The 24,079-nt window shown below is 70.6% G+C and carries 20 protein-coding genes; 5 read left to right on the forward strand and 15 right to left on the reverse strand.

Translation table 11 applies throughout. The features are described from left to right. Nucleotides 1-24 precede the first annotated feature (24 nt). Nucleotides 25-186 (reverse strand): hypothetical protein, encoded by a 162-nt coding sequence (locus tag ABIC29_RS18260; RefSeq protein WP_169829229.1) that lies wholly within the window; start codon nt 184-186, stop codon nt 25-27. A 1-nt stretch (nt 187) separates the two neighbouring features. Further along, on the reverse strand, nt 188-646 hold the full coding sequence (locus ABIC29_RS18265; protein WP_116086007.1) for a DUF6325 family protein: 459 nt from the start codon (nt 644-646) through the stop codon (nt 188-190). 228 nt (nt 647-874) lie between these two features. Between ABIC29_RS18265 and ABIC29_RS18270 the strand changes: the two genes are divergently transcribed. Beyond that, nucleotides 875-1,660, forward strand: coding sequence for an enoyl-CoA hydratase/isomerase family protein (locus tag ABIC29_RS18270; protein ID WP_354247791.1), 786 nt, complete (start codon nt 875-877; stop codon nt 1,658-1,660). 148 nt (nt 1,661-1,808) lie between these two features. On the opposite strand, the gene ABIC29_RS18275 is transcribed toward ABIC29_RS18270, so the two are convergent. The 9 genes from ABIC29_RS18275 to ABIC29_RS18315 form a co-directional block, all read right to left on the reverse strand. Beyond that, on the reverse strand, nt 1,809-3,308 hold the full coding sequence (locus ABIC29_RS18275; RefSeq protein WP_354247794.1) for a CoA-acylating methylmalonate-semialdehyde dehydrogenase: 1,500 nt from the start codon (nt 3,306-3,308) through the stop codon (nt 1,809-1,811). An 84-nt stretch (nt 3,309-3,392) separates the two neighbouring features. Beyond that, nucleotides 3,393-4,742 carry an aspartate aminotransferase family protein gene (locus tag ABIC29_RS18280; RefSeq protein WP_354247797.1) on the reverse strand — a complete coding sequence of 450 codons (1,350 nt, stop codon included), beginning with the start codon at nt 4,740-4,742 and terminating at the stop codon, nt 3,393-3,395. A gap of 110 nt (nt 4,743-4,852) precedes the next feature. Then, entirely contained in the window at nt 4,853-6,004 is a 1,152-nt protein-coding gene (locus tag ABIC29_RS18285) for an ABC transporter substrate-binding protein (protein ID WP_116085806.1), read from the reverse strand. A 49-nt stretch (nt 6,005-6,053) separates the two neighbouring features. Next, nucleotides 6,054-6,893 carry an ABC transporter permease gene (locus ABIC29_RS18290; RefSeq protein WP_116085809.1) on the reverse strand — a complete coding sequence of 280 codons (840 nt, stop codon included), beginning with the start codon at nt 6,891-6,893 and terminating at the stop codon, nt 6,054-6,056. Next, nucleotides 6,893-7,816: an ABC transporter ATP-binding protein gene (locus tag ABIC29_RS18295; RefSeq protein WP_354247801.1), complete on the reverse strand. Its 924-nt coding sequence runs from the start codon at nt 7,814-7,816 to the stop codon at nt 6,893-6,895. Before ABIC29_RS18295 ends, ABIC29_RS18290 begins: the two co-directional genes overlap by 1 nt. Beyond that, nucleotides 7,813-8,811, reverse strand: a complete 999-nt coding sequence (locus ABIC29_RS18300; RefSeq protein ID WP_354247804.1) for an ABC transporter permease — start codon at nt 8,809-8,811, stop codon at nt 7,813-7,815. The genes ABIC29_RS18295 and ABIC29_RS18300 overlap by 4 nt, the downstream gene beginning before the upstream one ends. After that, complete coding sequence (locus tag ABIC29_RS18305; RefSeq protein ID WP_055862903.1) at nt 8,808-9,824, reverse strand: TIGR03842 family LLM class F420-dependent oxidoreductase; 1,017 nt, start codon at nt 9,822-9,824, stop codon at nt 8,808-8,810. Before ABIC29_RS18305 ends, ABIC29_RS18300 begins: the two co-directional genes overlap by 4 nt. A gap of 44 nt (nt 9,825-9,868) precedes the next feature. After that, the gene (gene hydA / locus ABIC29_RS18310) at nt 9,869-11,305 is read right to left on the reverse strand and encodes a dihydropyrimidinase (protein ID WP_354247807.1); all 1,437 of its coding nucleotides are present in this window, start codon (nt 11,303-11,305) and stop codon (nt 9,869-9,871) included. Between the two features lie 12 nt (nt 11,306-11,317). Beyond that, entirely contained in the window at nt 11,318-12,166 is an 849-nt protein-coding gene (locus ABIC29_RS18315; RefSeq protein ID WP_354247810.1) for a nitrilase-related carbon-nitrogen hydrolase, read from the reverse strand. Between the two features lie 264 nt (nt 12,167-12,430). Here ABIC29_RS18315 and ABIC29_RS18320 point away from each other — a divergent pair, with 264 nt between their 5' ends. Further along, nucleotides 12,431-13,825, forward strand: coding sequence for an aminotransferase-like domain-containing protein (locus tag ABIC29_RS18320; protein ID WP_354247813.1), 1,395 nt, complete (start codon nt 12,431-12,433; stop codon nt 13,823-13,825). 56 nt (nt 13,826-13,881) lie between these two features. Here the strand turns inward: ABIC29_RS18320 and ABIC29_RS18325 are convergent, their stop codons facing one another. After that, complete coding sequence (locus ABIC29_RS18325) at nt 13,882-14,778, reverse strand: hypothetical protein (protein WP_354247816.1); 897 nt, start codon at nt 14,776-14,778, stop codon at nt 13,882-13,884. A gap of 183 nt (nt 14,779-14,961) precedes the next feature. On the opposite strand from ABIC29_RS18325, the gene ABIC29_RS18330 reads away from it, so the two are divergent. Next, nucleotides 14,962-17,145 (forward strand): bifunctional lysylphosphatidylglycerol flippase/synthetase MprF, encoded by a 2,184-nt coding sequence (locus tag ABIC29_RS18330; RefSeq protein ID WP_354247819.1) that lies wholly within the window; start codon nt 14,962-14,964, stop codon nt 17,143-17,145. Between the two features lie 80 nt (nt 17,146-17,225). Here ABIC29_RS18330 and ABIC29_RS18335 read toward each other — a convergent pair whose 3' ends face one another. Beyond that, on the reverse strand, nt 17,226-21,137 hold the full coding sequence (locus ABIC29_RS18335; protein ID WP_354247822.1) for an HYR domain-containing protein: 3,912 nt from the start codon (nt 21,135-21,137) through the stop codon (nt 17,226-17,228). A gap of 169 nt (nt 21,138-21,306) precedes the next feature. Between ABIC29_RS18335 and cofD the strand changes: the two genes are divergently transcribed. Both cofD and ABIC29_RS18345 read left to right on the forward strand, forming a co-directional pair. After that, a complete protein-coding gene (gene cofD, locus ABIC29_RS18340; RefSeq protein ID WP_116085838.1) occupies nt 21,307-22,332 on the forward strand; it encodes a 2-phospho-L-lactate transferase in 1,026 nt (341 codons plus the stop codon). An 18-nt stretch (nt 22,333-22,350) separates the two neighbouring features. Beyond that, nucleotides 22,351-22,824, forward strand: coding sequence for a hypothetical protein (locus ABIC29_RS18345; protein WP_116085841.1), 474 nt, complete (start codon nt 22,351-22,353; stop codon nt 22,822-22,824). Nucleotides 22,825-22,857: 33 nt separating this feature from the next. On the opposite strand, the gene ABIC29_RS18350 is transcribed toward ABIC29_RS18345, so the two are convergent. Further along, complete coding sequence (locus ABIC29_RS18350; RefSeq protein ID WP_354247826.1) at nt 22,858-23,205, reverse strand: hypothetical protein; 348 nt, start codon at nt 23,203-23,205, stop codon at nt 22,858-22,860. Next, nucleotides 23,205-24,047 carry a DODA-type extradiol aromatic ring-opening family dioxygenase gene (locus ABIC29_RS18355; RefSeq protein WP_354247829.1) on the reverse strand — a complete coding sequence of 281 codons (843 nt, stop codon included), beginning with the start codon at nt 24,045-24,047 and terminating at the stop codon, nt 23,205-23,207. The genes ABIC29_RS18350 and ABIC29_RS18355 overlap by 1 nt, the downstream gene beginning before the upstream one ends. Nucleotides 24,048-24,079 lie beyond the last annotated feature (32 nt).

A 24,079-nucleotide genomic window follows, 5' to 3' on the forward strand; every position in this document is an offset into this window, starting at 1 on the left:
GCTGCGATCGGCCCGAGGGCGTGGTCAGATGCGGCGACGTCTCCCGGGGGTGACGGCCGCTCCGATCACCGCGGCCTTCGCCACCGGCGCCGGACCCGGACGCACCGCGGCGCCGACGACCGCAGCCTTGGCGACGGGTGCGCCGATGACGCCGACCCGTCCGATTCGTGCAGGCCTCAGCGGCATGTCAGACTCCCGTCGGTTCGAGGGGCTCATCGGCCTCGATGGAGGCGAGGATGGCTTGGATGGGGATGCGCCCGTTGGCGATGAGCTGGCCGCCGGCCCGCCGTGCGGCGGCTGCGAACGGCCCCGCCCAGATGTTCTCGTAGACGATGACGCCGGCGACGCTGCCCGGGTCCATCGCAGCGGCGAGGTTCACGACGTCGTCGGCCGCCAGCAGCTCGGCGAGGTCGGCTTCGAGCGCGACGAGCGGGCCCAGGTCGCCGGCGTCGGCGAGCTCCACCGCCTCGATGTCGCCGTTCTCGTCCTTGGCGAGCACGATCGCATCGATGAGCCGGATGGTGCCGGCCTCGACGAGGTTCACGAGTTCCTTCGCGATCTCACCGGTGAAGGTCTGGTGCCCCGCAGGGAACTCGATGACGAGATAATCGACCGGTCCCAGGTCGTCCAGTTCGTGCTCGGCCATTGATCCGCCCTCTGCTTCGTGCGTTCCCCCGACGATGCGGAGCCCGCATCGAAGGCCCACGATCCTCGCGATGCGCTCGCGGTGCATCACCCCATAGGGATGATTCGGCCGCCACCCGGTTCGGGACCGTGTGCCGGTCCACCGTCCGCGGGCCGATCGCGCCCGCCGGTCGTGGGACATCGACAACTCCCCCGGCCGGCTGCGCCGCCGGGGTTAGACTCCCGAACCATGAGCGACGACGCCATCCTCTTCAGCGTGCACGACGGACTCGCGCACCTCACCCTCAACCGTCCCGAGCGCCTGAACGCGGTCGGCCCAGAGGCCATCGCCCTCTGGCACCGGTACGCGGGCGAGATCGCGGCCCGCGACGACATCCGCGCCGTCCTGTTCGACGCGGTCGGTCGCGCGTTCTGCGCCGGCGGCGACGTGCGCGCCATGTCCGAACTCGGCGGCGACGACACCTCGGCAGGGCAAGTCGTCACCGAACTCGCCGATGCGATCCACGACGGGCACCGGATGCTGCGCGAGAGTGCCAAGCCCATCGTCGCCGCCGTGCAGGGGCCCGTCGCCGGCGGCGGCCTCGGCTTCATGCTCGTCGCCGACCTGATCGTGGCCAGCGACCGCGCGAGCTTCGCGAGTCGCTACGCGGACATCGGGCTCACGCCCGACTGCGGCGTGAGCACGCTCCTGCCCGAAGCCGTCGGCACGCGCCGCGCGCTCGAGCTCACACTGACCTCCCGCACCCTGAGCGCCCACGAGGCGCTCGACTGGGGCCTCGTGGCCGAGGTCGTCGCACCAGAGGCACTCGCCGACCGAGCGCGGGCGATCGCCGACGTGTGGCTGCATGGCGCCTCCGCCGCGTACGGCCAGGCCAAGCGGCTCGTGCGCTCCGGGCTCTCCCGCGAGTTCCAGGCCGCGCTCGACGACGAGGCCCGCACGATCGGCGCCGCGTTCGACAGCCCGGATGCCGCAGCGCGCGTCGCGGCGTTCGCCGGCCGCAGCTCCCGGGGCTGACGCGGGGCCGCCGCCGGGGTCGCCAACCCGGGCGGATGACGCCGGGCGCACGCTGCTCAGGCGAACGCACCCGGCTCAGGACGCATTCGGTCGAATCATCCTGAGCCGCGCATGAATGCCTGACTGCCCGTCGAGGAGGCGTGAGCCCTCAGTCGTGCTGCGGGAAGCCCAGGTTCAGGCCGCCGTGGCTCGGGTCCAACCACCGCGAGGTGACCGCCTTCTCCTGCAGGAAGAAGTCGAACCCCTTCGGGCCGTACGCCTTCGCGTCACCGAACAACGAGTCCTTCCACCCGCCGAACGAGTGGTACGCCACCGGCACCGGGATCGGCACGTTGATGCCGATCATGCCGACCGTCACCTCCCGCTGGAACCGCCGCGCCGCACCCCCGTCGTTCGTGAAGATCGCCGTGCCGTTGCCGTACCGCGAGGCGTTGATGATCTCGAGCCCCTGCTCGTACCCGTCGACCCGCACGATCGAGAGCACCGGACCGAAGATCTCGTCCTGGTAGACGACCGACGAGGTCGGCACCCGGTCGATGAGCGTCGGGCCGAGCCAGAAGCCGTCGGGCGCGCCGTCGACCTCCGGGTCGCGGCCGTCGACGACGAGCGTCGCGCCGTCGTCGATCGCCACGTCGAGGTAGCCGGCGACCTTGTCGCGGTGCTCGCGCGTGATGAGCGGGCCCATGTCGCAGCCTCGGGTGCCGTCGCCGGTCGTGAGCCGCGACATCCGCTCGCTCACCTTGGCGACGAGCTCGTCGGCGACCGCGTCGACCGCGAGCACGACCGACACCGCCATGCAGCGCTCGCCCGCAGAACCGAAGCCAGCGTTCACGGCGGCGTCGGCCGCGAGGTCGAGGTCGGCGTCGGGCAGCACGAGCATGTGGTTCTTCGCGCCGCCGAGGGCCTGCACGCGCTTGCCGTTGGCCGAGGCCGTCTCGTAGATGTACTGCGCGATCGGCGTGGAGCCCACGAACGAGATCGAGCGCACGACCGGATGCTCCAGCAGCGCGTCGACCGCGACCTTGTCGCCGTGCACCACGTTCAGCACGCCGTCGGGCAGGCCCGCCTCCTTCATGAGCTCCGCCATCCAGACGGCGGCCGAGGGGTCCTTCTCGGACGGCTTCAGCACGACCGTGTTGCCGGCCGCGATCGCGAGCGGGAAGAACCAGAGCGGCACCATCGCCGGGAAGTTGAACGGACTGATGATGCCGACCACGCCGACGGGCTGCTTCAGCGTGTACACGTCGACGCCGGTCGAGACGTTCTCGGAGTACTCGCCCTTCGTGTAACCGGGCATCGCGCAGGCGAGCTCGACCACCTCGAGGCCGCGCGCGATCTCGCCCCCGGCATCGGAGGTGACCTTGCCGTGCTCGCTCGTGAGGATCGCGGCGAGGTCGCCCGACCGGGCGTTCAACAGCTCGCGGAACGCGAACATCACCTGCTGGCGCTTCGCGATCGAGGTGTCGCGCCAGGCCGGGAAGGCACGCGCGGCCGCCTGGACCGCAGCGTCGACGTCATCGGTGGACGCGAGGCGCACGCGCTTCTGCTCGACGCCGAGTGCGGGGTTGTAGACCGGACCGGTGCGCTCCGAGGCTCCCGCGGCGGGTGCGCCGTCGATCCAGTGCTCGATGGTGGTGGTGGTGCTCATGTTCGTTGCTCCCCTTGTCAGTTCCTGGTCTCGATGCGCTTCGCCACTCGACCGGCGGCTTCACTGCTCGTCCGGCGTCGGTGCCTACTCGACCGCCATCGTCGCGAGCACGTCGTCGTAGATCGCCACGGCCTCGGCGACCTCGCCTGCGGTCACCACGCACGGCGGCACCACGTGGATGCGGTTGTCCTGCACGAACGGCAGCAGCCCGCGCTCGACCATGCCCGCCTTGAGGCGGCCCATCGCCGCGGCCGGCAGCGGCTCGCGCGTCTCGCGGTCGGCGACGAGCTCGAGCGCCCAGAACACGCCCTCGCCGCGCACCTCGCCGATGACGGCGTGCCGGTCGGCGAGGTCGGCGAGCGCCGGGCCGATCTCGGTCTCGCCGACGGCCCTGGCGTTCTCGACGAGGCCCTCGGACTCCATGGCGTCGAGCGTGGCGACGATCGAGGCCATCGCGAGCGGATGCCCCGAATACGTCAGCCCGCCGGGGAACACGCGCTCGTCGAACGTCTCGGCGACGGTCTCCGAGATGATCACGCCGCCCGCCGGGATGTAGCCGGAGTTCACGCCCTTCGCGAACGTGATGAGGTCGGGGCGCACGTCGTAGCCGTCGAACGCGAACCACCGGCCGGTGCGGCCGAAGCCCGCCATGACCTCGTCGAGGATCAGCAGGATGCCGTGCCGGTCGCAGAGCTCGCGGACCCCGGCGAGGTAGCCGGGCGGCGGGAGCAGGATGCCCGCGGTGCCGGGGATCGACTCGAGCAGTACGGCCGCGATCGACGTCGCCCCCTCGGCCTCGATGACGCGTCGCAGGTGCTGCAGGGCGCGCTCGGACTCCTGCTCGGGCGTCGTCGCCCAGAACTCGGAGCGGTAGAGGTACGGCCCGAAGAAGTGCACGTGTCCGCGCGCGAACTCGTTGGGGATGCGGCGCCAGTCGCCCGTCGAGACGACCGCCGCGCCCGTGTTGCCGTGGTACGACCGGTACGTCGAGAGCACCTTGTCGCGGCCCGTGTGCAGGCGCGCCATGCGGATCGCGTTCTCGTTCGCGTCGGCGCCGCCGTTCGTGAAGAACACCCGGCGGAACCCGTCGGGCGCGTGGGCGACGATGCGCTTGGCCGCCTCGCCGCGCGCGAGGTTCACGGTCGACGGCGCGATGGTCGTGAGCAGTTGCGCCTGCTCCCGGATCGCCTCGACGACGACCGGATGCTGGTGGCCGATGTTGACGTTCACGAGCTGGCTCGAGAAGTCGAGGTACTCGCGCCCCGAGTGGTCCCAGACGCGGCATCCGCGACCGCTGGCGACGACGAGCTGGGGCGACTGCCCCTGCGCCGACCAGGAATGGAAGACATGCTCGTGGTCGAGCCGCCTGGCGAGCTCATCGAGGTCGTCGAGGTCGGCGAGGTCGTCGAGGTCGTCGGCAAGGTTGTCGGTCATGGGCTTCGCTGCCTTTCAGATCGGGTCGCCGGTCGAGTAGCGGAGCGTATCGAGACCCGCGTACGGCATGGTCTCGATACGCGCTTCGCGCTACTCGACCGGCAGCATTGCTAGTTGCCGCCCTCTTCGAGGGTGACGTCGATGGGCGACCAGTCGGCGCCCGTGAGGTCGAGGTCTTCGCCCTCGAGCTCCGAGAGCGCCTTCTCGATGTACTCGTTCGACCAGGCGCTGGCCGGCGGCTCCTCGGTGATGAGGTGCGCGCCGGTCTCGTTCACCGCGGCGAGCGCGCCCGCGACCGTCTTGTCCCACGCGGCCTCGTCGATCACGCCGATGCCCTTGTCGGACGGCCAGATGAGCTTGTTCGTCTCGTTGACCATCCAGAGCTCGTGGCTGGGGCCCCATCCGGAGCCGGCCGCGATCGTGATGTCGGCGGCGTCCTCCGGGTTGGCCGCGGCGAATGCCCAGCCCTTGATGACGGCCTTGAGGAACTTGACCGTGGTGTCCTGGTAGTCGGTGTCGCTCTCGAGGCGCTCGGTGTCGGCCCAGATCGCGTCCTGGAGCATGGCGCCCTCGGTGTCCTCGTAGCTGATGACGTTGAAGTCGTCCGCGGTGTAGAGCTCGCCGGTGTCGGGGTTCACGGTCTCGAGCAGCTGCGCGTACTCGTTGTAGGTCATCGCCTGGGCCGCGTCGATGTCGCCCTGCAGGAAGGCGTTCATGTTGAAGTCCTGCGTGATGATCTGCACGGTCGAGGCGTCGAGCCCCTCGGCGGCCATGGCCGCGAAGATCTCCCACTCGTTGCCGAAGCCCCACGAGCCGATCTTCTTGCCCTCGAAGTCGGCGACCGAGTCGATGCCCGAGTCGGCCCACGACACCTGCAGGGTGCCCGACCGCTGGAAGATCTGCGCGATGTCGGTGAGGTTCGCGCCCTGCTCGATCGAGCCGAGCACCTTGGGCACCCAGGCGATCGCGTAGTCGACGTCGCCGTTCGCGAGCGCGTCCTGCGGCACGATGTCGCCGCCCGACGGGATGATCTCGACGTCCAGGCCCTCCTCCTCGAAGAAGCCCTGGTCGACGGCGGCGAAGTATCCGGCGAACTGGCCCTGCGGGAGCCACTGCAGCTGGAGCTTGACCTCGGTGAGTGCGCCGTCGTCGCCGGAGCCGCCATCGGAGCCTCCGTCTCCGGAGGAGCAGGCGGCGAGGAGGAACGCGGCCGTGACGGCGAACGCTCCGGCCGCGATTCCGCGGCGTGTGCTGTGCTTCATGTCAGTCCTTCCCTGGTTCTCGGTGCAAGGCCTCCCGGTGCGAGCGGCCTCAGGTCGAAACGGTGGTGCTGGTGGTGGAGCGGGTGCGGGTGGTGCGGGTTCCGGTGGTGCGGTCTGGGGTGGTGGGGCGGGTTCGGAGCACGAGGCGCTCGAGCAGGAGCGTCGCGAGGTAGAAGAGCAGGCCGAGGGCGATGGATGCCACGACGTACGCCCAGGCGCGGGCGTAGGCGCTCGACGCGGCCGACGTCGAGATGAGGCTGCCGAGGCCGCCTCGGGGTCCGCCGAAGTACTCGGCGACGAGTGCGGAGATCACGGCGAGCGAGGAGGCGATGCGGATGCCCGTGAGGATGAACGGCCGCGCGGTCGGCAGGGTGAGCGTGCGCAGCACCTGGCCTGGCGTCGCGGCGTAGGCGCGCATGAGCTCGCGGTGCACCGGCGTGGTCTGGCGGAATCCGCGCAGCGTGTTGACGAAGACCGGCACGAACGACGCGATCGCGGCGATCGCCTGCCGGCCGAACTGGCTGTCGGCGCCGAACATCGAGTTCAGCACGGGGGCGAGGGCGACGATCGGCACGACGGCGAGCGAGGCGATGACCGGTGCGCTCATCTGGTCGACCGCGCGCCACCTCGCCGCGAGTGCGGCGAGCGCGATGCCGAGCAGCGTTCCGACGACGAGTCCGATGAGCGCGTTCGTGCCGGTGATGAGCGTGGCCGACACGATCGAGTCCCACGATGCGACGAGCTCCTCGACGATCGACGCGGGGCTCGGCAGCAGGTAGTCCGAGATCCCGACGACGCTCACGAGGAACTGCCAGATGCCGAGCACGATCGCGCCCACCGCGATCGGCGCGACGATCCGCAGCGTCGACTCGGTGCGCGGGCCCATCATCAGCGCGTCTCCACTCCGCGTGCGCCCGCGGCGACCGGGGCGCCGTGCAGCGCCTCGCGCACGGCGGTGACCATCTCGAAGAACGAGCGGTCCTCGCGGAGGCCGTCGGTGCGCGCCGCGCGCGCCGCGGCATCCGTCGCCTGGGGCGTGTCGGACGCCGAGCCGAGCCGCATCGGCACGATCTCGCGGATGCGGCCCGGCCTGGGCGACATCACGACGACCCGGTCGCTGAGGAAGACCGCCTCGGGGATCGAGTGGGTGACGAAGACGACCGCGGCGCCCGTCTCGGCCGAGATGCGCACGAGGTCGGACTGCATCTTCTCGCGCGTCATCTCGTCGAGGGCGCCGAACGGCTCGTCCATGAGCAGCAGCCGGGGCTGCTCGGCGAGCGAGCGGGCGATCGCGACCCGCTGCTGCATGCCGCCCGAGAGCTGGTCGGGGTAGCGGTCGGCGAAGTCGGAGAGGCCGACCATGTCGAGCAGCTGCTCGACCTTGGCCCTGCGATCTGCGGATGCCACGCCGTGCAGCTCGAGCGGCAGTGCGACGTTCGCGGCCACCGTGCGCCAGGGCAGCAGTCCGGCCTGCTGGAACGCGATGCCGTACTCCTGATCGAGGCGGGCCTGCGCCGGCGTCTTGCCGAACACGGTGATCGCACCGGAGGACGGCGCGTCGAGGTCGGCGATGAGCCGCATGAGCGTCGACTTGCCGCAGCCGCTCGGCCCGATGAGCGAGACGAACTCGCCCGCCGCGATCGAGAGGTCGATGCCCTCGAGGGCGTGCACCAGCCCGCCGCGCGTCTCGAACACCTTGTCGACGCCGGTCACCTCGACAGCGGTCTCGACGGCAGCGGCGGCCGAGGCAGCGGCCGCCGTGGCAGCGGTGACCTGAGCCTGGGGAGCGTCGGCGTTCTCTGGAGCGCTCATGCGGCTTCCTCCGTTCGTCGGTAGTTCTTGAGGATCACGCCGAGCAGCGCGACCGATCCGGCGGCCACGAGGCCGAGCACGATGGCGCCGAAGATCGGCGCCCAGGCCTTCGCCGGGTCGCCGGAGGCCTGCCCGGCGAACTGGATGAGGAGTCGGCCGATGCCGCCCTGCAGGCCCGTGGAGACCTCGGCGACGACGGCCCCGATGACGGCGTTCGCCGCGCCGAGCCGAAGCGCGGGCAGGAGGTAGGGAACGGCCGCGGGGAACCGCAGCTTCGCGAGCGTCGCCCAGTAGCCGGCCGCGTAGGTCTGCATGAGCTCCTCGTGGATGCGGTCGGGCGACTGCAGTCCCTTCAGGGCGCCGATCGCGATCGGGAAGAATGCCAGGTAGCTCGCGATGAGGGCGACCGACATCCAGTCCTGCCACTCGAACGAGCCGATCTCGACGCGCGAGCCCCAGCTCTTCACGATCGGCGCGAACGCGATGAGCGGCACGGTCTGGCTCAGCACGATCCACGGCAGCAGGCCCCATTCGGCGAGCCGCCACCGCTGCATCACGAGCGCGAGACCGATGCCCACGACGACGCCGACCAGCCATCCGGCCGCGGCGATGCCGAGGGTCGTGAGCGCCGCGAGCAGGATGACGAGCCAGAGCGCCTGCGCCGACGGCGAGCGCGTGACGGGCTCGCCGAGCCGCCCGATCATGTCCCAGACGTGGGGCATCGCGAGGTCGGTCGTGCGCGGCAGCACGCGCGTCTCGCCGATGAGCACGCCGTCGGCGGGCGCGAGCGCCTTGTACCCCTCCCACAGCACCACGAGGAGCACGATGCCGAAGACGCCCCAGCCGACCGCGGCGAGGCGCCGACGTGCGACCGGGCTGCCGCGCCGCGCACCGCCGGCAGACCCCTTCGACCCCGGAGAGCGGATGCCGCGCCCCGGCGTCGTGCCCGCGGCATCCGCCATCGGGCTGGGGTCGCGCAGGTCGACGTCGGTCATGCCTTGGCCGTGATGTGCTCGGAGAGCGCGGGGATCACGGTCTCGCCGTAGACCCGCAGCGTCTCCTCCTTGTTGTCGTGCTGGAGGTAGCCGGCGAACTGGTCGACGCCGAGCTCGCGCAGCTGCTCGAGCTTCGCGATGTGCTCCTCGGCGGTGCCGAGGATGCAGAACCGGTCGACGATCTCGTCGGGCACGAACGAGGTGTGGGTGTTGCCCGCACGCCCGTGCTCGTTGTAGTCGTACCCCTCGCGGCCCTTGATGTAGTCGGTCAGCGCCTCGGGCACGTCGCCGTGCATGCCGTACTTCGCGACGATGTCGGCGACGTGGTTGCCGACCATGCCGCCGAACCACCGGCACTGGTCGCGCATGTGCTCGAGGTCGTCACCGATGTACATGGGCGCGGCGACGCAGAACTTGATCGACATCGGGTCGCGACCGGCGGCCTCTGCGGCATCGCGCACGGTCTTGATCATCCACTTCGCGATGTCGACGTCGGCCAGCTGCAGGATGAAGCCGTCGCCGACCTCGCCCGTGAGCTTGAGGGCGAGGGGACCGTAGGCGGCCACCCAGACCTCGAGCTCGGAGCCCTTCGACCACGGGAACTGCAGCTGGGAACCCTTGTACTCGACCGACCGCGAGTTCGCGAGCTCGCGGATCACGTGGATCGACTCGCGCAGCTCGGACATGGTCACCGGCTTGCCGTTCGTGACGCGCACGGCCGAGTCGCCTCGGCCGATGCCGCAGATGGTGCGGTTGCCGTACATCTCGTTGAGCGTCGCGAAGATCGACGCCGTCACGGTCCAGTCGCGCGTGGCCGGGTTGGTGACGAACGGGCCCACCTTGATGCGGTGCGTCTCGCTGAGGATTTTGCTGTAGATGACGTAGGGCTCCTGCCACAGCAGGTGCGAGTCGAAGGTCCACGCGGTGCTGAAGCCGTACTGCTCGGCGAGCTTGGCGAGGTGCACGGTGCGCGAGGCGGGCGGGTTGGTCTGCAGGACGACGCCGAAATCCATGAGGGGCTCCGTTCGAGGGTGGGGAGAGGCGGGTGTCGTCCGGGTCAGATGAGGTACTGGCTGAGGCCCCGCTTGAGGTACTTCCCGTCGCCCTTGGCGCCGAGGTACTGATCGCCGTCGACGACGACCTTGCCGCGCGAGAGCACGGTGTCGACCTTGCCGTCGATCTCGTAGCCCTCCCACGCCGAGTGGTCCATGTTCATGTGGTGCGTCTTCTCGTAGCCGATCGACGTGTGGCCGTTCGGGTCGTAGACGACGATGTCGGCATCCGCCCCCGGCTGGATCACGCCCTTGCGCCCGTAGAGGCCGAACATGCGGGCCGGCGTCGTCGACGTCAGCTCCACCCAGCGCTCGAGGGTGATCTCGCCGGTGACGACGCCCTGGTACATGAGGTCCATGCGGTGCTCGATCGAGCCGATGCCGTTCGGGATCTTGCGGAAGTCGCCGAGTCCGAGCTCCTTCTGGTCCTTCATGCAGAACGGGCAGTGGTCGGTCGAGACCATCTGCAGGTCGTTCGTGCGCAGCGCCTGCCACATCGAGTGCTGGTGGCCCTCGGCGCGCGAGCGCAGCGGCGTCGAGCACACCCATTTCGCTCCCTCGAACGAGCCCCATTCGGGTCCGGATGCCCCGAGCTGGTCCTCGAGCGAGAGGTAGAGGTACTGCGGGCAGGTCTCGCCGAACACGTTCTGGCCCTTGTCGCGAGCCCAGGCGAGCTGCTCGACGGCCTGCTTCGCGCTGACGTGCACCACGTAGAGGGGAGCGCCCGTGAGCTTGGCGAGCATGATCGCGCGGTGGGTCGCCTCTTCTTCCATCTCCCAGGCGCGGGCGATGCCGTGGTAGTACGGGTCGGTGTTGCCGGCGTCGACGAGCTGCTGGGCGAGCACGTCGATGGCGGGCCCGTTCTCGGCGTGCATCATCGTGAGCAGCCCGGTGTCGCGGCTCACCTGCATGGCCTTCAGGATCTGCGCGTCGTCGGAGTAGAACACGCCCGGGTAGGCCATGAAGAGCTTGAAGCTCGAGATGCCCTCGTCGGGCAGCCGCTTCATCGCGGCCAGGGAGTCGGCGTTCACGTCGCCGACGATCTGGTGGAACCCGTAGTCGATGGCGCAGTTGCCCGCGGCCTTGTCGTGCCAGGCGGCGAGGCCGTCTTCGATGCGCTGCCCGTACGTCTGCACGGCGAAGTCGATGATCGACGTGGTGCCGCCGTGCGCGGCCGCCCGCGTTCCGGTCTCGAACGTGTCGGATGCCTCGGTGCCGCCGAACGGCAGCTGCATGTGCGTGTGCGCGTCGATGCCGCCTGGGATCACGTACTTGCCGGTGGCGTCGATGACGCGGTCGACGGATGCCGCGACATCCGTGCCGAGCAGGGTGCTGCCCGGGGCGAGCACCGCGCGGATCGTCTCGCCGTCGATGAGCACGTCGGCCGCCGCGCGCCCCGTGGCGCTGACGACGGTGCCGCCGGTGATGAGGGTGGTTGTCATGGCGACTCCTCCTTACGGCTTCGCGATCTGGGCATAGGAGTCGGGGCGACGGTCGCGGTAGAACTGCCAGTCGTCGCGCATCTGCTGCACCATGTCGAGGTCGAGGTCGCGCACCAGCAGCTCCTCGTGCTCGCTCGACCCCCGCTCGCCGACGAAGTTGCCGCGCGGGTCGATGATCTGGCTCGTGCCGTAGAAGTCGACCGCGAGGTCGCCGTACTCGTTGTCTTCGCGGCCGACGCGGTTCGGCTGCAGCACGTAGTAGCCGTTCGCGACGGCGGCGCACGGCCCCTCGACCTCCCACAGGCGGTTCGAGAGCCCGGGTTTCGTGGCGTTCGGGTTGAACACCATGTGCGCGTCGTTCAGGCCGAGCTCGCGCCAGCCCTCGGGGAAGTGCCGGTCGTAGCAGATGTACATGCCGACCCGGCCGACGGCCGTGTCGAAGACGGGGTAGCCGAGGTTGCCCGGCCGGAAGTAGAACTTCTCCCAGAACCGGTCGAGGTGCGGGAGGTGGTGCTTGCGGTACTTGCCGAGGATCGTGCCGTCGGCGTCGACGAGCACGGACGTGTTGTAGTAGACGCCGGTCTGCGCCTCCTCGTAGATCGGCAGCACCATGACGGTGCCGAGCTGCTTCGCGAGGTCGGCGAAGCGCTGCACGATCGGCCCCTCGGCCGACTCCGCGAAGCGGTAGTACTTCTGGTCCTGGGTGATGCCGAAGTACGGGCCGTAGAACAGCTCCTGGAAGCAGACGACCTCGGCGCCCTGCGCCTTCGCGTCGCGGGCGAACTGCTCGTGCTTGTCGAGCATCGACTCCTTGTCGCCGGTCCACGTGGTCTGCGTGATGGCCGCTCTGACGATCGTCATGAAGGTTCTCCTGAGTCGGGCGGCGCCGTTGCCGTTCACCCGAGGATCGCCTGGCGTGGTGCTCGTGTCAGGTGTCCGTCGGATGCTGCTGCGACGCCGAGATGTACCGATTGAACTGCCGGTGGAACTGCCGAACCAGGGGCTCGTGGCCCGTTCTGTTATTGTTCGGCTTGAACATTTCTCTTCTGTTTCACTCTGTGACGCTGTGGTTAAACATCCTGTCCCTTGCACCGTGTGGAGGCAATGGTGGTGTCAGGTATTCGTGTGGACGCCGAACGACTGATCGATCTCGCCGACTTCTCCGACGCGTCGCCCCGAGCCATCGCCGGGGAGGTCGCTCGGCTCGTGAACGGGGGCGACCTCGGGGCGGGCGATCGCCTGCCGACGGTGCGCGAACTCGCCGCGGCCATCGGCGTGAGCCCCGCGACGATCAGCCAGGCGTGGCAGGCGCTCGCCCGCGCCGGCCTCATCGAGAGCCGCGGTCGCGCCGGCAGCTTCGTGCGCGGCGCGGCATCCGCCCGGCTCGCACCGCGCATGCGCGGCATGGCGGCGCCCGACGACCCCGTGCGCCTCGACCTCTCGCGCGGCACGCCGGACCCGCTGCTGCTGCCGGCGCTCGGTCCCGCCCTCTCCCGCGTCTCGGCCAAGGCCGAGACCGGCAGCTACCAGGCCGAGCCCGTGATCCCGCCGCTCGCGCGCGTGCTTCGCGACTCGTGGCCGAGCGACGCGGAGGCCATCATGGTCGTCGACGGCGCGCTCGACGCGATCTCGCGCACGCTCGAGCAGGTCGTGCGGTTCGGCGACCGCGTCATCGTCGAGAGCCCCGGATTCCCGCCGTTCCTCGACCTGCTCGAGGTGCTCGGAGCCGTGGCCCTGCCCGTCCGCCTCGACGAGCACGGCATGCGGCCGGAGGCGCTCGCCGTCGCCCTGCGCCAGCGGCCCGTCGCGGTGCTGCTGCAGCCGCGCGCCCAGAACCCCACCGGTGCGTCGATGACGCCCGCCAGGGCCGAGGCGCTCGCCCGCGCGATCGAGGCCGCCGAGCGCGTCGACGACCTCGTCGTCATCGAGGACGACCACTCGGGGCTGATCTCGATCGAGGGCGACGTGACCCTCGGCACGTGGCTGCCCGGTCGAGTGGTGCACGTGCGCAGCTTCTCGAAGTCGCACGGCCCCGACCTGCGCATCGCCGCGCTCGGCGGCCCACGCGACCTGATGGAGCACATCGCCGGCCGGCGCATGCTCGGCCCCGGATGGACCTCGCGCATGCTGCAGACGATCCTGCTCGACCTGCTCGTCGACGGCACCGCGATCGACACCGTCACGGAGGCCCGACGGCAGTACTACACGCGGCAGCGCACGCTCGGCGACGCACTCCGATCCCGCGGCGTCGCCGCTGCGCCAGCCGACGGCATCAACCTGTGGATGCCGGTGCTCGGCGAGCGATCGGCGCTCGTGCAGTTGGCGGCGGCCGGCATCCGCGTCGCGGCGGGCACGCCGTTCCTCGCGGCATCCGACGCGAGGGACGCCGCCAACGGAATGCGCCAGCGCGCCAGCGGCGACTTCGTGCGCGTGACGGTCGGCGCCCTGCGCGAGGGTACCGACGCGGTGGCCGACGACCTCGCCTCGGCGGCGACGCACCTGGCGGCCGGCGGCTACTGACGGCCGGCGGCTACTGCCGCACTGGCGGGCGAGCAGGGTGCGCGGGCGGGCGAGCCTCAGTCGGTCGCGCGTCCGCTCCGCAACGCCATGGCGCGCGACACGGCGACCGCACCGAACAGCATGAGCAGGATTCCGGCCGCGAGGAGCGTGACGGCCTCCGGACCGGACTCCGCGAGTTGACCGGTCGCGCCCGTCGCGGGCGCAGCCGGGGCCGCGCCGCCCGGGGCCGCGCCGCCGGCGGCGGGCGTCACGCCCGGGGTGGCGGTCACGGTGATCTCGAACGAGGCGCTGGCGAAGCCGCCGCCCTCCCCCGGTCCATCGGACGAATCGCTGACCTGGCACGTCACCGAGGTGACGCCGATCGGGTAGAACGCACCCGACTCGTGGTCGCATCCGACCGTCATCGGCTCGACCCCGTTGACGACGGTCGGCGCGGCGAAGGTCACGTTCGCCCCGGCTGCCCCCGGTGCCGTCGCCACGGTCTGGTCGGCCGGCGGAACGAGCGTCAGCGCGCCGGGCAGCAGATAGTCGACGACGTTGTCGACGGAGGTCGAGATGAGGTTCGGGTTGCCCGCCAGATCGGTCGTCGACCCTTCGGCGATGGAGACGAGCACCGTACCGCTCGAGGTCATTCCCGAGACCTCGACGGTGAACGTCGTGCCGGGGCCGGCCTGCGTCACCGCGGTGTGCGCCCCCGCCGTTCCGAGCATCAGGACGATGCCGGCATCGACGACCGGTTCGGAGTAGACGATGTCGAAGCGGATCGGCGACGTGCTCGTCGGGTCGGCCTGACCGGGCGACTGCTCGATGGTCACCGTCGGAGGGGTGGTGTCGGTCTCCCCGGCGTGCGCCGGAGAGAGGAATCCGAATGTCACGACGCCGAGCGTCAGGATCGCGACCGTGGCGCGGCTCGCGAAGGCCGCCGCCGATCGTCGTGCGGAATGGATCGACATCCGGACCTCCTTCGGTCTGGCCGGCTGCAGCGCCTCACCGAATGAAAACACCGGCCCAGCGCTGCGTCAAGTGCCAGCCGGATGCCACGACGCAGGCATCGCGCCGACGACGCGCCTCGAAAAGGCATCGATCGCGTGGGATAGTCTGCCCTCGGATCCGGTCGCACGGGGGGGGGAGTCCAGATGACCGACTCGACGAACACGGCGCCGGGTGCGACATCCGCCGCCGTGAAGGACACGGCTTCGGCGAGCGGTCGGCCCGCCGACGAGGACGCCTCGACCGCAGCGCCCTCGCGCGGGCGCAGGGTGCTCCGACTCCTCGCGAGGGTGCCGTTCACGATCGCGTTGCTCGCGGCGCTGGTCGTCGTCGGCATCCTCGTCGGCGGCTTCACCGCGCCGATCACCGACGCCGACTGGTACGAGACGTTCGCCTACGGGGTGCCCTCGTTCAGCGACGGCCGGTGGTGGACGGTGGTCACGGGCACGTTCCTCGTCGCCCAGCCATGGGGCTACCTCGTGCTCGTGCTCACGGCCGTCGGCGTCGGCTGGCTCGAGTTCCGGCGCGGCACCGGCCAGGCCGCCGCCTACTTCTTCGGCGGGCAGGCGATCGCCGTCATCGGTTCCGCGATCGTCATCGCCGGTTTCGCCGAGATGGGGTCGCACTGGGCCGAGGCCCTCGTCGTCCAGGTCGACGTGGGCCCCTCCGGCGGCGTGTTCGCGTGCATCACCGCGGCCGCCGCGAGCCTCGGATCGCCGTGGCGCGGCCGGGCGCTGCTCGTGCTGACGGCCTTCACGCTCGTCAGCGTGCTCTTCCTCGGCTCGGTCGCCGACGTCGAGCACGCGATGGCGGTCGGCACGGTCCTGCTCGTCAACGCCGGCTCCTTCAGCAAGCCGACGCTGCGGGAGCAGCGGTGGGTGGCGTTCGTCATGATCGTCTCGCTCATCGTCGTGCAACTCATCGCCTCGATGGTGCCGACGTACGGTCCGTTCGGCATGACGCAGGTGGGCGGCACCGACGTGCTCGACGTCGTGATCGACCTGCTCATCGTGGTCGTCGTCGCGACCGGGCTCCGCGGCGGGTACCGCGCGGCATGGGTCGTCTCCGTCATCCTGGCCTCGTTCAACGTGCTGGCGGGTGCGCTCGCGGTCTTCGTCATCGCCCACCCCGAACTGGTCGACGGCACCACCGACTACGAGGACCGCGAGGGACTCGCGTTCGCCGCGGCATCCGGATTCCTGTGGGCCGTGATGCTCGTGTGGCTCGTGGTCTGCGCGCGGGCGTTCCGGGCACGCCTTCGACGCCGGCTGAGCGGCGACCGCGGCGCGGACCGGCCCGGCGCCCGCCTCGACGAGGTGCGGCACGTCGTCCAGACGGCCGGAGGCGGTGCCCTCTCGTGGATGGCGACGTGGCGCGACAACCGGCACTACTTCGGCTCCGACCCGGACACGGTCGTCGCCTACCAGACCCACCAGGGCGTCGCCCTCGTGCTCGGCGACCCCATCGCCGAGCCCGAGAAGCTCGGCGCGACGCTCACCGAGTTCATCGACGTCGCCGAACGCGCAGGCTTCGTCGTGTGCGTGTTCGGCGCAGACGGCACTGCGCGGGACACCATGCCAGAGGGCTGGCACGCCCTGCAGGTCGCCGAGGACACGATCGTCGACCTGCCCGGCCTCGAGTTCACGGGCAAGAAGTGGGGCGCGGTGCGCACCGCGCTCAATCGCGCCGAGCGCGACGGCGTGCGGTTCCGGTTCGCCTCGCTCGCCGCCGAGCCGCGCGCCCTGCGCGCCCAGATCACCGAGATCTCCGAGCAGTGGGTGGGCGACAAGGGCCTGCCCGAGATGCGCTTCACGCTCGGCTCGATCGACGAGGCGCTCGACCCCGCGGTACGGATGGCGATCGCCGAGTCCGCCGACGGCACCGTACAGGGCTTCCTGAGCTGGCTCCCGGTGTACGGGCCGGGCGGCCGGATCCGCGGGTGGACGCTCGACCTCATGCGCCGCCGGGACGGCGGCGGGTTCCCGCCCGTCATGGAGTTCCTCATCGGGTCGTCGGCGCTCGCCTTCCGCGACGAGGGCGCGGAGTTCCTCTCCCTGTCGGGGGCACCGCTCGCCCGCTCGGACTCGCCCGACGACGAGCGCCAGATCGAGGTGATCCTCGACAAGCTCGGCGGCATCCTCGAGCCGGCGTACGGGTTCCGCTCGCTGCACCGCTTCAAGCAGAAGTTCAACCCACGCGGCGAACCCATGTACCTGCTCTACCGCGACGGCGCCGACCTCGCCCGCATCGGGGTCGGTCTCGTACGCGCGTACCTGCCCGACGCGTCGGTGCCGCAGCTCGTGCGCGCGGGTCTCTCGATCGGCAAGTAGGCGACCGCCCGTCTTCGGGCATCGCCGGTCGGGGCTCCGGGCTCCCGGGCTCCGGGCTACCGGGCTCCGGCTTCAGGTCGTCAGTCGCGAGCGGATGTCGCGGGCCGCCGCCTGCGGATCCGCAGCGCCACGGCACCGGCGAGCAGCAGCGCGAGCCCGACGAGCAGCGTCGGCGTCGACTCGACGCCGGTCGAGGCCATGCCCGTCGGCGTTCCGCCCGTCGAGCCACCGCCGGTCGAGCCGCCACCCGGACGCGTTCCCGGATCCGTCGGACCGCCGGTCGGCGGGGGCTCCTCCCCCTCGACGACGGTAATCGTGAACGAGTCCGAGACGACCGCGAAGAGCACGATCTCCTCGGCGGGAGCGGAGTCGGTCGCCGTGCACGTCACGGTCGTGACCCCGATCGGGAAGAAGTCCCCGGAGTCCGCGTCGCAGGCGACGTCGACGGGGGCGACGCCGCCGGTGGTCGTGGGCGGGTCGAAGTCCACGTTGTCGCCGGTCTCGCCGAAGGGCACCTCCACGACGATGTCGTCGGGCACCGTGATCGTCAGCGGATCGGGCGACACGACCACCTGGAACGTGACCTCGTTGTCTTCGGATGTCGAGGCCTCACTCGGGTTGGACGCCGCATCCGTCGCGGCTCCGGCGACGACGTCCGCGATCACGAGCCCATCGGCCGACATGCCGGACACCTCGACCGTGTAGCTCGCCCCCGCACCCGACACGACCGCGGTCGTCGGGTTCGCCGACCCGCTCAACACGACATCCGCATTCGTGAACCCGGTCACGGGCTCGCTGAACTCCACCTCGAAGACGATCGGCGACGTCCCCGTCGGGTCGGCCTGCGCCGCGCCCTGCTCGATCGTCACCGTCGGCGCCGTGACGGCACCCTCGTCGTACTGGAACGTCACCTCGTTGTCGATCGACGTCGAGGCCTCCGACAGGTTGCCCGCCAGATCCTCGGCCGCACCTGCCACGACCTCCGCAATCACCAGACCGTCAGCCGACATGCCGGACACCTCGACCGTGTAGCTCGCGGCCGTTCCGGACACCACCGCCGTCGTCGGGTTCGCCGACCCGCTCAAGACGACATCGGCCGGACCGAACCCGCTCACGGGCTCGCTGAATACGACCTCGAAGACGATCGGCGACGTCCCCGTCGGGTCGGCCTGCGCCGCGCCCTGCTCGATGGTCACCGTCGGTGCCACCTCGTCGACGCCCGCGAACGTGACCTCATTGTCGACCGAGGTCGACGCCTCCGAAAGGTTGCCGGCCGCGTCCTCAGCGGCCGCCGCGACGACCTCGGCGACGACCAGCCCGTTCGCACTCATGCCCGACACCTCGACCGTGTACGACGCTCCCGTACCGGACACAGCGGCGGTCGTCGGGTTCGCCGAACCTGAGAGCACCACATCCGTATTCGTGAACCCGGTCACCGGCTCGCTGAACTCGACCTCGAAGACGATCGGCGACGCACCCGTCGGGTCGGCCTGGGCGACTCCCTGCTCGATCGTCACCGTCGGCGCCGTGACGTCACCCTCGTCGTACTGGAACGTCACCTCGTTGTCGACCGACGTCGACGCCTCCGACAGGTTGCCCGCAGCGTCCTCAGCGGCCGCAACGACGACCTCGGCGACGACCAGCCCGTTCGCACTCATGCCCGAGACCTCGACCGTGTACGACGCCCCGGCGCCCGACAGGACCGCCGTCGTCGGATTCGCCGAACCGCTCAACACGACATCCGTGTTCTCGAACCCGGTCACCGGCTCACTGAACTCCACCTCGAACACGATCGGCGACGTCCCCGTCGGGTCGACCTGAGCAGCGCCCTGCTCGATCGTCACCGTCGGCGCCACCTCGTCGACACCCGAGAACGTCACCTCGTTGTCTTCGGACGTCGACGCCTCGGAGAGATTGCCCGCGGCATCCTCTCCGGCTGCCGCGACGACCTCGGCGACGACCAGCCCGTTCGCACTCATGCCCGACACTTCAACCGTGTACGAGGCTCCTGCACCCGACAGGACCGCCGTCGTCGGATTCGCCGAACCGCTCAGCACGACATCCGTGTTCTCGAACCCGGTCACCGGCTCGCTGAACTCCACCTCGAACACGATCGGCGACGTCCCCGTCGGGTCGGCCTGGGCAGCGCCCTGCTCGATCGTCACCGTCGGCGGGGTCGTGTCGGTCGGCACTTCGTCGTCGAGGATCGTGACCAGCGCCGCCGGGTCGGTGATCGTCACGTCGTACCCGGGCGGGAAGGGCGGGTCGGCCGGGAACCCGTCGATCGAGACGGTGTACGTCTCTCCCGGATCGAGGTCGCCGTCCTGCAGCGCATCGACGGGGATGTCGATCGACGCGGCATCCTCCGGCACGGCGAAGGTCTGCGCGGCGATGGGCGAGAAGTCGGCGGCGCTCGTGGGCGGCACCGCGGACGTCGAGATCGTCACGTCGAACGCCGGATGCGTCGTCGGCGACACCACGAGCGGCAGCGTGGTCGCGCCGCCCTCCGGCACCGAGACATCCGTCGGCAGCGACACCTCGATGGTCTCGCCTTCGCCGACCTCGACGACGACCTTCTCGGTGGTCGGGAAGTCGTTCGTGTCGAGGTCGAAGCCGAAGAACGGCACCTGGATGCCGTAGGGCGGGTCGCCGAGGTACTGCAGCGGCAGGCCGTTGTTGCCGAGGTCGGAGACCAGGAACCGCACGGTGCAGGTCGTGTCGGTGAGCCCCGTCGCCTGGAACTCGACCTGGTCGAGGGCGTAGTTGAGGCTGTCGATCGCGTTCAGCCCGCTCACGACCCCGGCGAACGCGCTGTGCGGGTCGCTCGGGTTGCCGGTCGCGAAGGGCAGGTTCTTCACCTCGTCGGGCAGCGCCGCCATCGCGGCGTCGATCAGCGCCGTCTTGTTCGTCTGGTATTCGGCGTACTCGGGGTCGGCCGGGTCGGGCTCGAGTCCGAGGTCGAGCGCGTCCTCGAACAGTTGCTCGAGATCGTCGGAGATCGTGAACGGCGACGCGGGCATCGCGAAGGTGCCGCAGTCTGCCCATGCGATGAGCAGCCACTCGTCGCCCGGCCCGTCGATGGTGTCGTTGTCGTCCTGCTCGTCGTTGTCCTCGTCGAGGACGTTCCAGTCCTCCTCGTCGGGCTGACCGAGGTCGTCACCGGCGTCGCCGAGGAACCCCGTGCCGCCCGACGGCACCTGGAACACCTGATCGGGCACCTCGACCTCTGGGAACTCGTTGATACGCTGCACCCGGATCTCGACCTCGATGGAGGCGGTGCCGATCGCGGGGTCGCCGGCGGCGAGCGTGATGTCGAGCGTCTCGGGGTTCGAGCCGTTGTAGGAGTAGGGGTCGTCCTCGGTGCCGTCGTCGTCCTCGTCGGGGTCGGGCAGGTAGACGAGCGTCGCGAGCGCGGCGTTCACCTGCGCGGTCGTGCCGATGAGCGCGACGGTCGGGGCCGGCAGGTCGCCCAGCTCGTCCTTGTCGCGCTCGAGCGCGCCGTCGGCGAACTTCAGCACGTCGAACGGGCTGTCGCCGTCGTCCTCCTGCGTCGGCAGCGGGTCGAACGTCAGCGTGCCGTGCGAGACCGAGAGCTGCACCGCGGTGCATCCGCCCTGGTTCCAGTCGGGCGCGGCCAGCGCGCATCCGACCTCACCCGACTCGACCTCGATCGTGCGCACGTCCTGTGAGATGAGGTCGGTCTCGCCGTCGAAGGGCAGGTCGCCCTCGGGGATGATCGTCGGGAATCCGTCGGGAATGGTCACCGGCAGCGAGCCGGCGGGCGCCATGTAGAGGCGCGTCGGCGGCTCGACGAACGAGGGCGGCGCGGCGTTCGCTGGCGCGGCGAGCGGGAAGACGATGAGCGCGGCGGTCGCGAGCGCGGCGAGCACGGTTCGCACGGGCGCGAGCGAGCGGATGCCGCCGCGCGGCGCCCTGGGGCGCGTCCCGACACTCGATGAGCTCACCTGACCGCTGGGCTCGCGTTCGGACATCCGGACCTCCTGTGGTCTGGGCGCGGGGAACTCCTCCGAGAAAAGCAGCCGGGCGCTGGAAGCGTCAAGAGGATTCCTCATGTTTCTGCCCGATCGGGCGACCCAGTTCGGGGGGTATCGACGACGCCTCGCGGGCGGCGTCACTCCGCGTGCCGCTTAGGCTTGCCGGGTGCGGATCACAGTGCTCGCGGGCGGCGTCGGAGGGTCGCGCTTCGTGCGCGGCGTGCGTGAGGAATGCGCCAGGCGGTGGCCCGACGGCGAGGGTGGCACCACGGCATCCGTCACCGTCGTCGTGAACACCGGCGACGACATCTGGCTCTCGGGCGTTCGGCTCATGCCCGACTTCGACTCGCTGCTCTATTCGCTCGCGGGCGTCAACGACACCGAGCGCGGATGGGGTCGCGCCGGCGAGACCGAACGCGTCTCGGCCGAACTGCGCGAATGGGGCGTCGGCTGGCCGTGGTTCACGCTCGGCGACCTCGATCTCGGCACCCACCTCGCGCGCACGTCGTGGCTCCGCGACGGCCTCGAGGTCTCGGACGTCTGCGAGCGGCTGCAGCGGCGCTGGCCGCTCGGCGTTCGGCTCATCCCGGCGACCGACACCGAGGTCGACACGCACGTGCGCGTGGCCGACCCCGAGGCATCCGGTGACGGCTCAGGCTCCGGCGAGCGCGAGATGCACTTCCAGGAGTGGTGGACGAGGTACCGGGCGACCCTGCCCGCGCTGGGCTTCCGACAGCAGAACCTCGCCGACGCCCGCCCGGCGCCCGGCGTCGTCGAGGCGATCGCGGACGCCGACCTCGTGCTCGTCGCCCCCTCGAACCCCGTCGTCTCGATCGGCACGATCCTCGCCGTTCCCGGCATGCGCGAGGCGTTGGCGGCGACCCCGGCTCCCGTCGTCGGCGTCTCCCCGATCATCGGCGGCAAGGTCGTTCGCGGCATGGCCGACGCCTGCCTGCCCGCGATCGGCGTCGAGACGAGCGCCGAGGCGGTCGGCCGGCACTACGGATTCCGGCGCGACGGCGGCCTGCTCGACGCATGGCTCGTCGACGAGACGGATGCCACGGCCGCGACGGCGCTGTCGACCGAGGGCCTGCTCGCGGCATCCGCCCCGCTCTGGATGCACGACCTCGATCGCTCGGCCGCCCTCGCCGGCGCGGCGATCGACCTCGGAACCGCCGCACGGAGCGCCTGAGCGCGTAGCGTTGCCCGCATGGCGTACTTCTCCGAAACCCGCCACGACCTGCTCGACGGGGTCGCCCGGGAGTTCCTGCACCTGACCCCTCGAGGTCGACGGCTCGTCGCGATCGAGGGGGCCGACGCTGAACGGGCCGCGCGGTTCGCCGACGACCTCGCGGCCGCCCTCGAAGCCCAGGGCCAGGTGCCGGCCCGGCGGTCACTCGGCGATGTCGACGAGGCGACGCTGCGGGCCGAGACGATCGAGCCGTTCCGTGCGGGCGCGCTCGAGGGCGCCCGCGACCCCGACACCGTGCTCGTCGTCGACGGGCGACGGCTGCTCAACGAGAAGGTGCGCGGCATCTGGCACTTCACCGTCTGGGTGCTCGCGGGCGAGGAGCTGCCGCACGCGGGCGTCAACGTCATCGTCGACGCGACCCTCGACTCGCAGCCCAAACGGTTCTTCTACGACTACTGCGCGCTGCCGCCGAGCGTCGGGGAGCTGCGCTGACGTTGCCCGACCGCTGCTGCTGACCGCCCCGACTCAGGGGATGTAGTCGACCACGCCGTGCGGGGCGACCGCGGCGCGGTACCGCTCGACGAGCTCGCGCCACCCCGACTCCAGCGTGAACTCGTGGGCGTGCACCGCCTCGGTGAAATGCCACAGCAGGTACGGATGGGCACCGAGCAGATAGAGCGCCTCGAAGTCGCGAGCGGCGAACGCGGCCCGTTCCTCCTCGGTGAGCACACGGTCGTCGGTCGCACCTTCGGGGCCGCCACCCTCGCTGAGCCAGCGTTGGACGTAGGCAGTCGGATCGGCGACGTATTCCGAGACGAGCGCGTCGGAGAGCTCGACGAAGCGCATGAATTTATCGATCATGTAGCGGGTCATCAGCGGGTCTCCCACAAGAAGAACGGACTCGACGCGAACCGCGACTCGGTCACGTCGGCGAAGTCGGCGGGCCGGCCGCCCATCGCGGCGAGCGCGGCGACGGCGTTGAGGTACTGGTAGGTCATGCATCCGGCGTCGAGCAGGCGGTCGAAGTCGCTGCAGACGCGGATCGCGCCGTCGAGGTCGCCGTCGCGCATCCACGCGGCCGCTGCCCGGTCGAACTCGGGGTCCGGGGATCCCGCGAAGGTGCGCGGCCCGCCGACGTCGTTCGCCATGTGGCCCGAGGTGAGGAGGGCGACGCGGGCATCGGAGTCCCACCCCTCGACCGCGGAACGCACGTGCTCGCCCAGGGCGATGAAGCGGCGCACCGAGGGCACCGGCGGCATCGAGGCGTTCGTGTGGATCGGCACGACCGGCAGGTCGAGCTCGGGCCGCACGTACTGCAGCGGGATCACGAAGCTGTGGTCGAGCCGCCACTCGAGGCTCACCGAGAGGTCGATCGTCTCGGGCTGCACCCGGCGTCCGGTGATCTCGTCGGCGAGCTCGCGATGGCCCTCGAGCTCCACGTACTCCATGCCGAACGTGCGCACCTCGTTCTCCCAGGTGCCGTGGTACGACTCGGCCTTGCCGACGACGAACGCGGGCGAGTGGTCGTACGAGAACTGCCGCAGGTGGTCGGTGCCGATGACGACGACCACGTCGACGTCGTGGTCGTCGAACGTCTGCCGGAAGCGGGCGAAGTTCGCCGCGACCCCGGCGAGGTCGTCGGGCATCGGGTCGCGCATCGCGCGCCAGAGCAGCGGGTTGTGCGGCGTGGCCGCCGCGAGCACGAGTTCGGCCATCGGGTTCCGTTTCTCGAGGTGTACGGGTCGGA

The organism is Agromyces sp. PvR057, assembly GCF_040547485.1.
In the GTDB taxonomy this organism is placed as follows: Bacteria; Actinomycetota; Actinomycetes; order Actinomycetales; family Microbacteriaceae; genus Agromyces.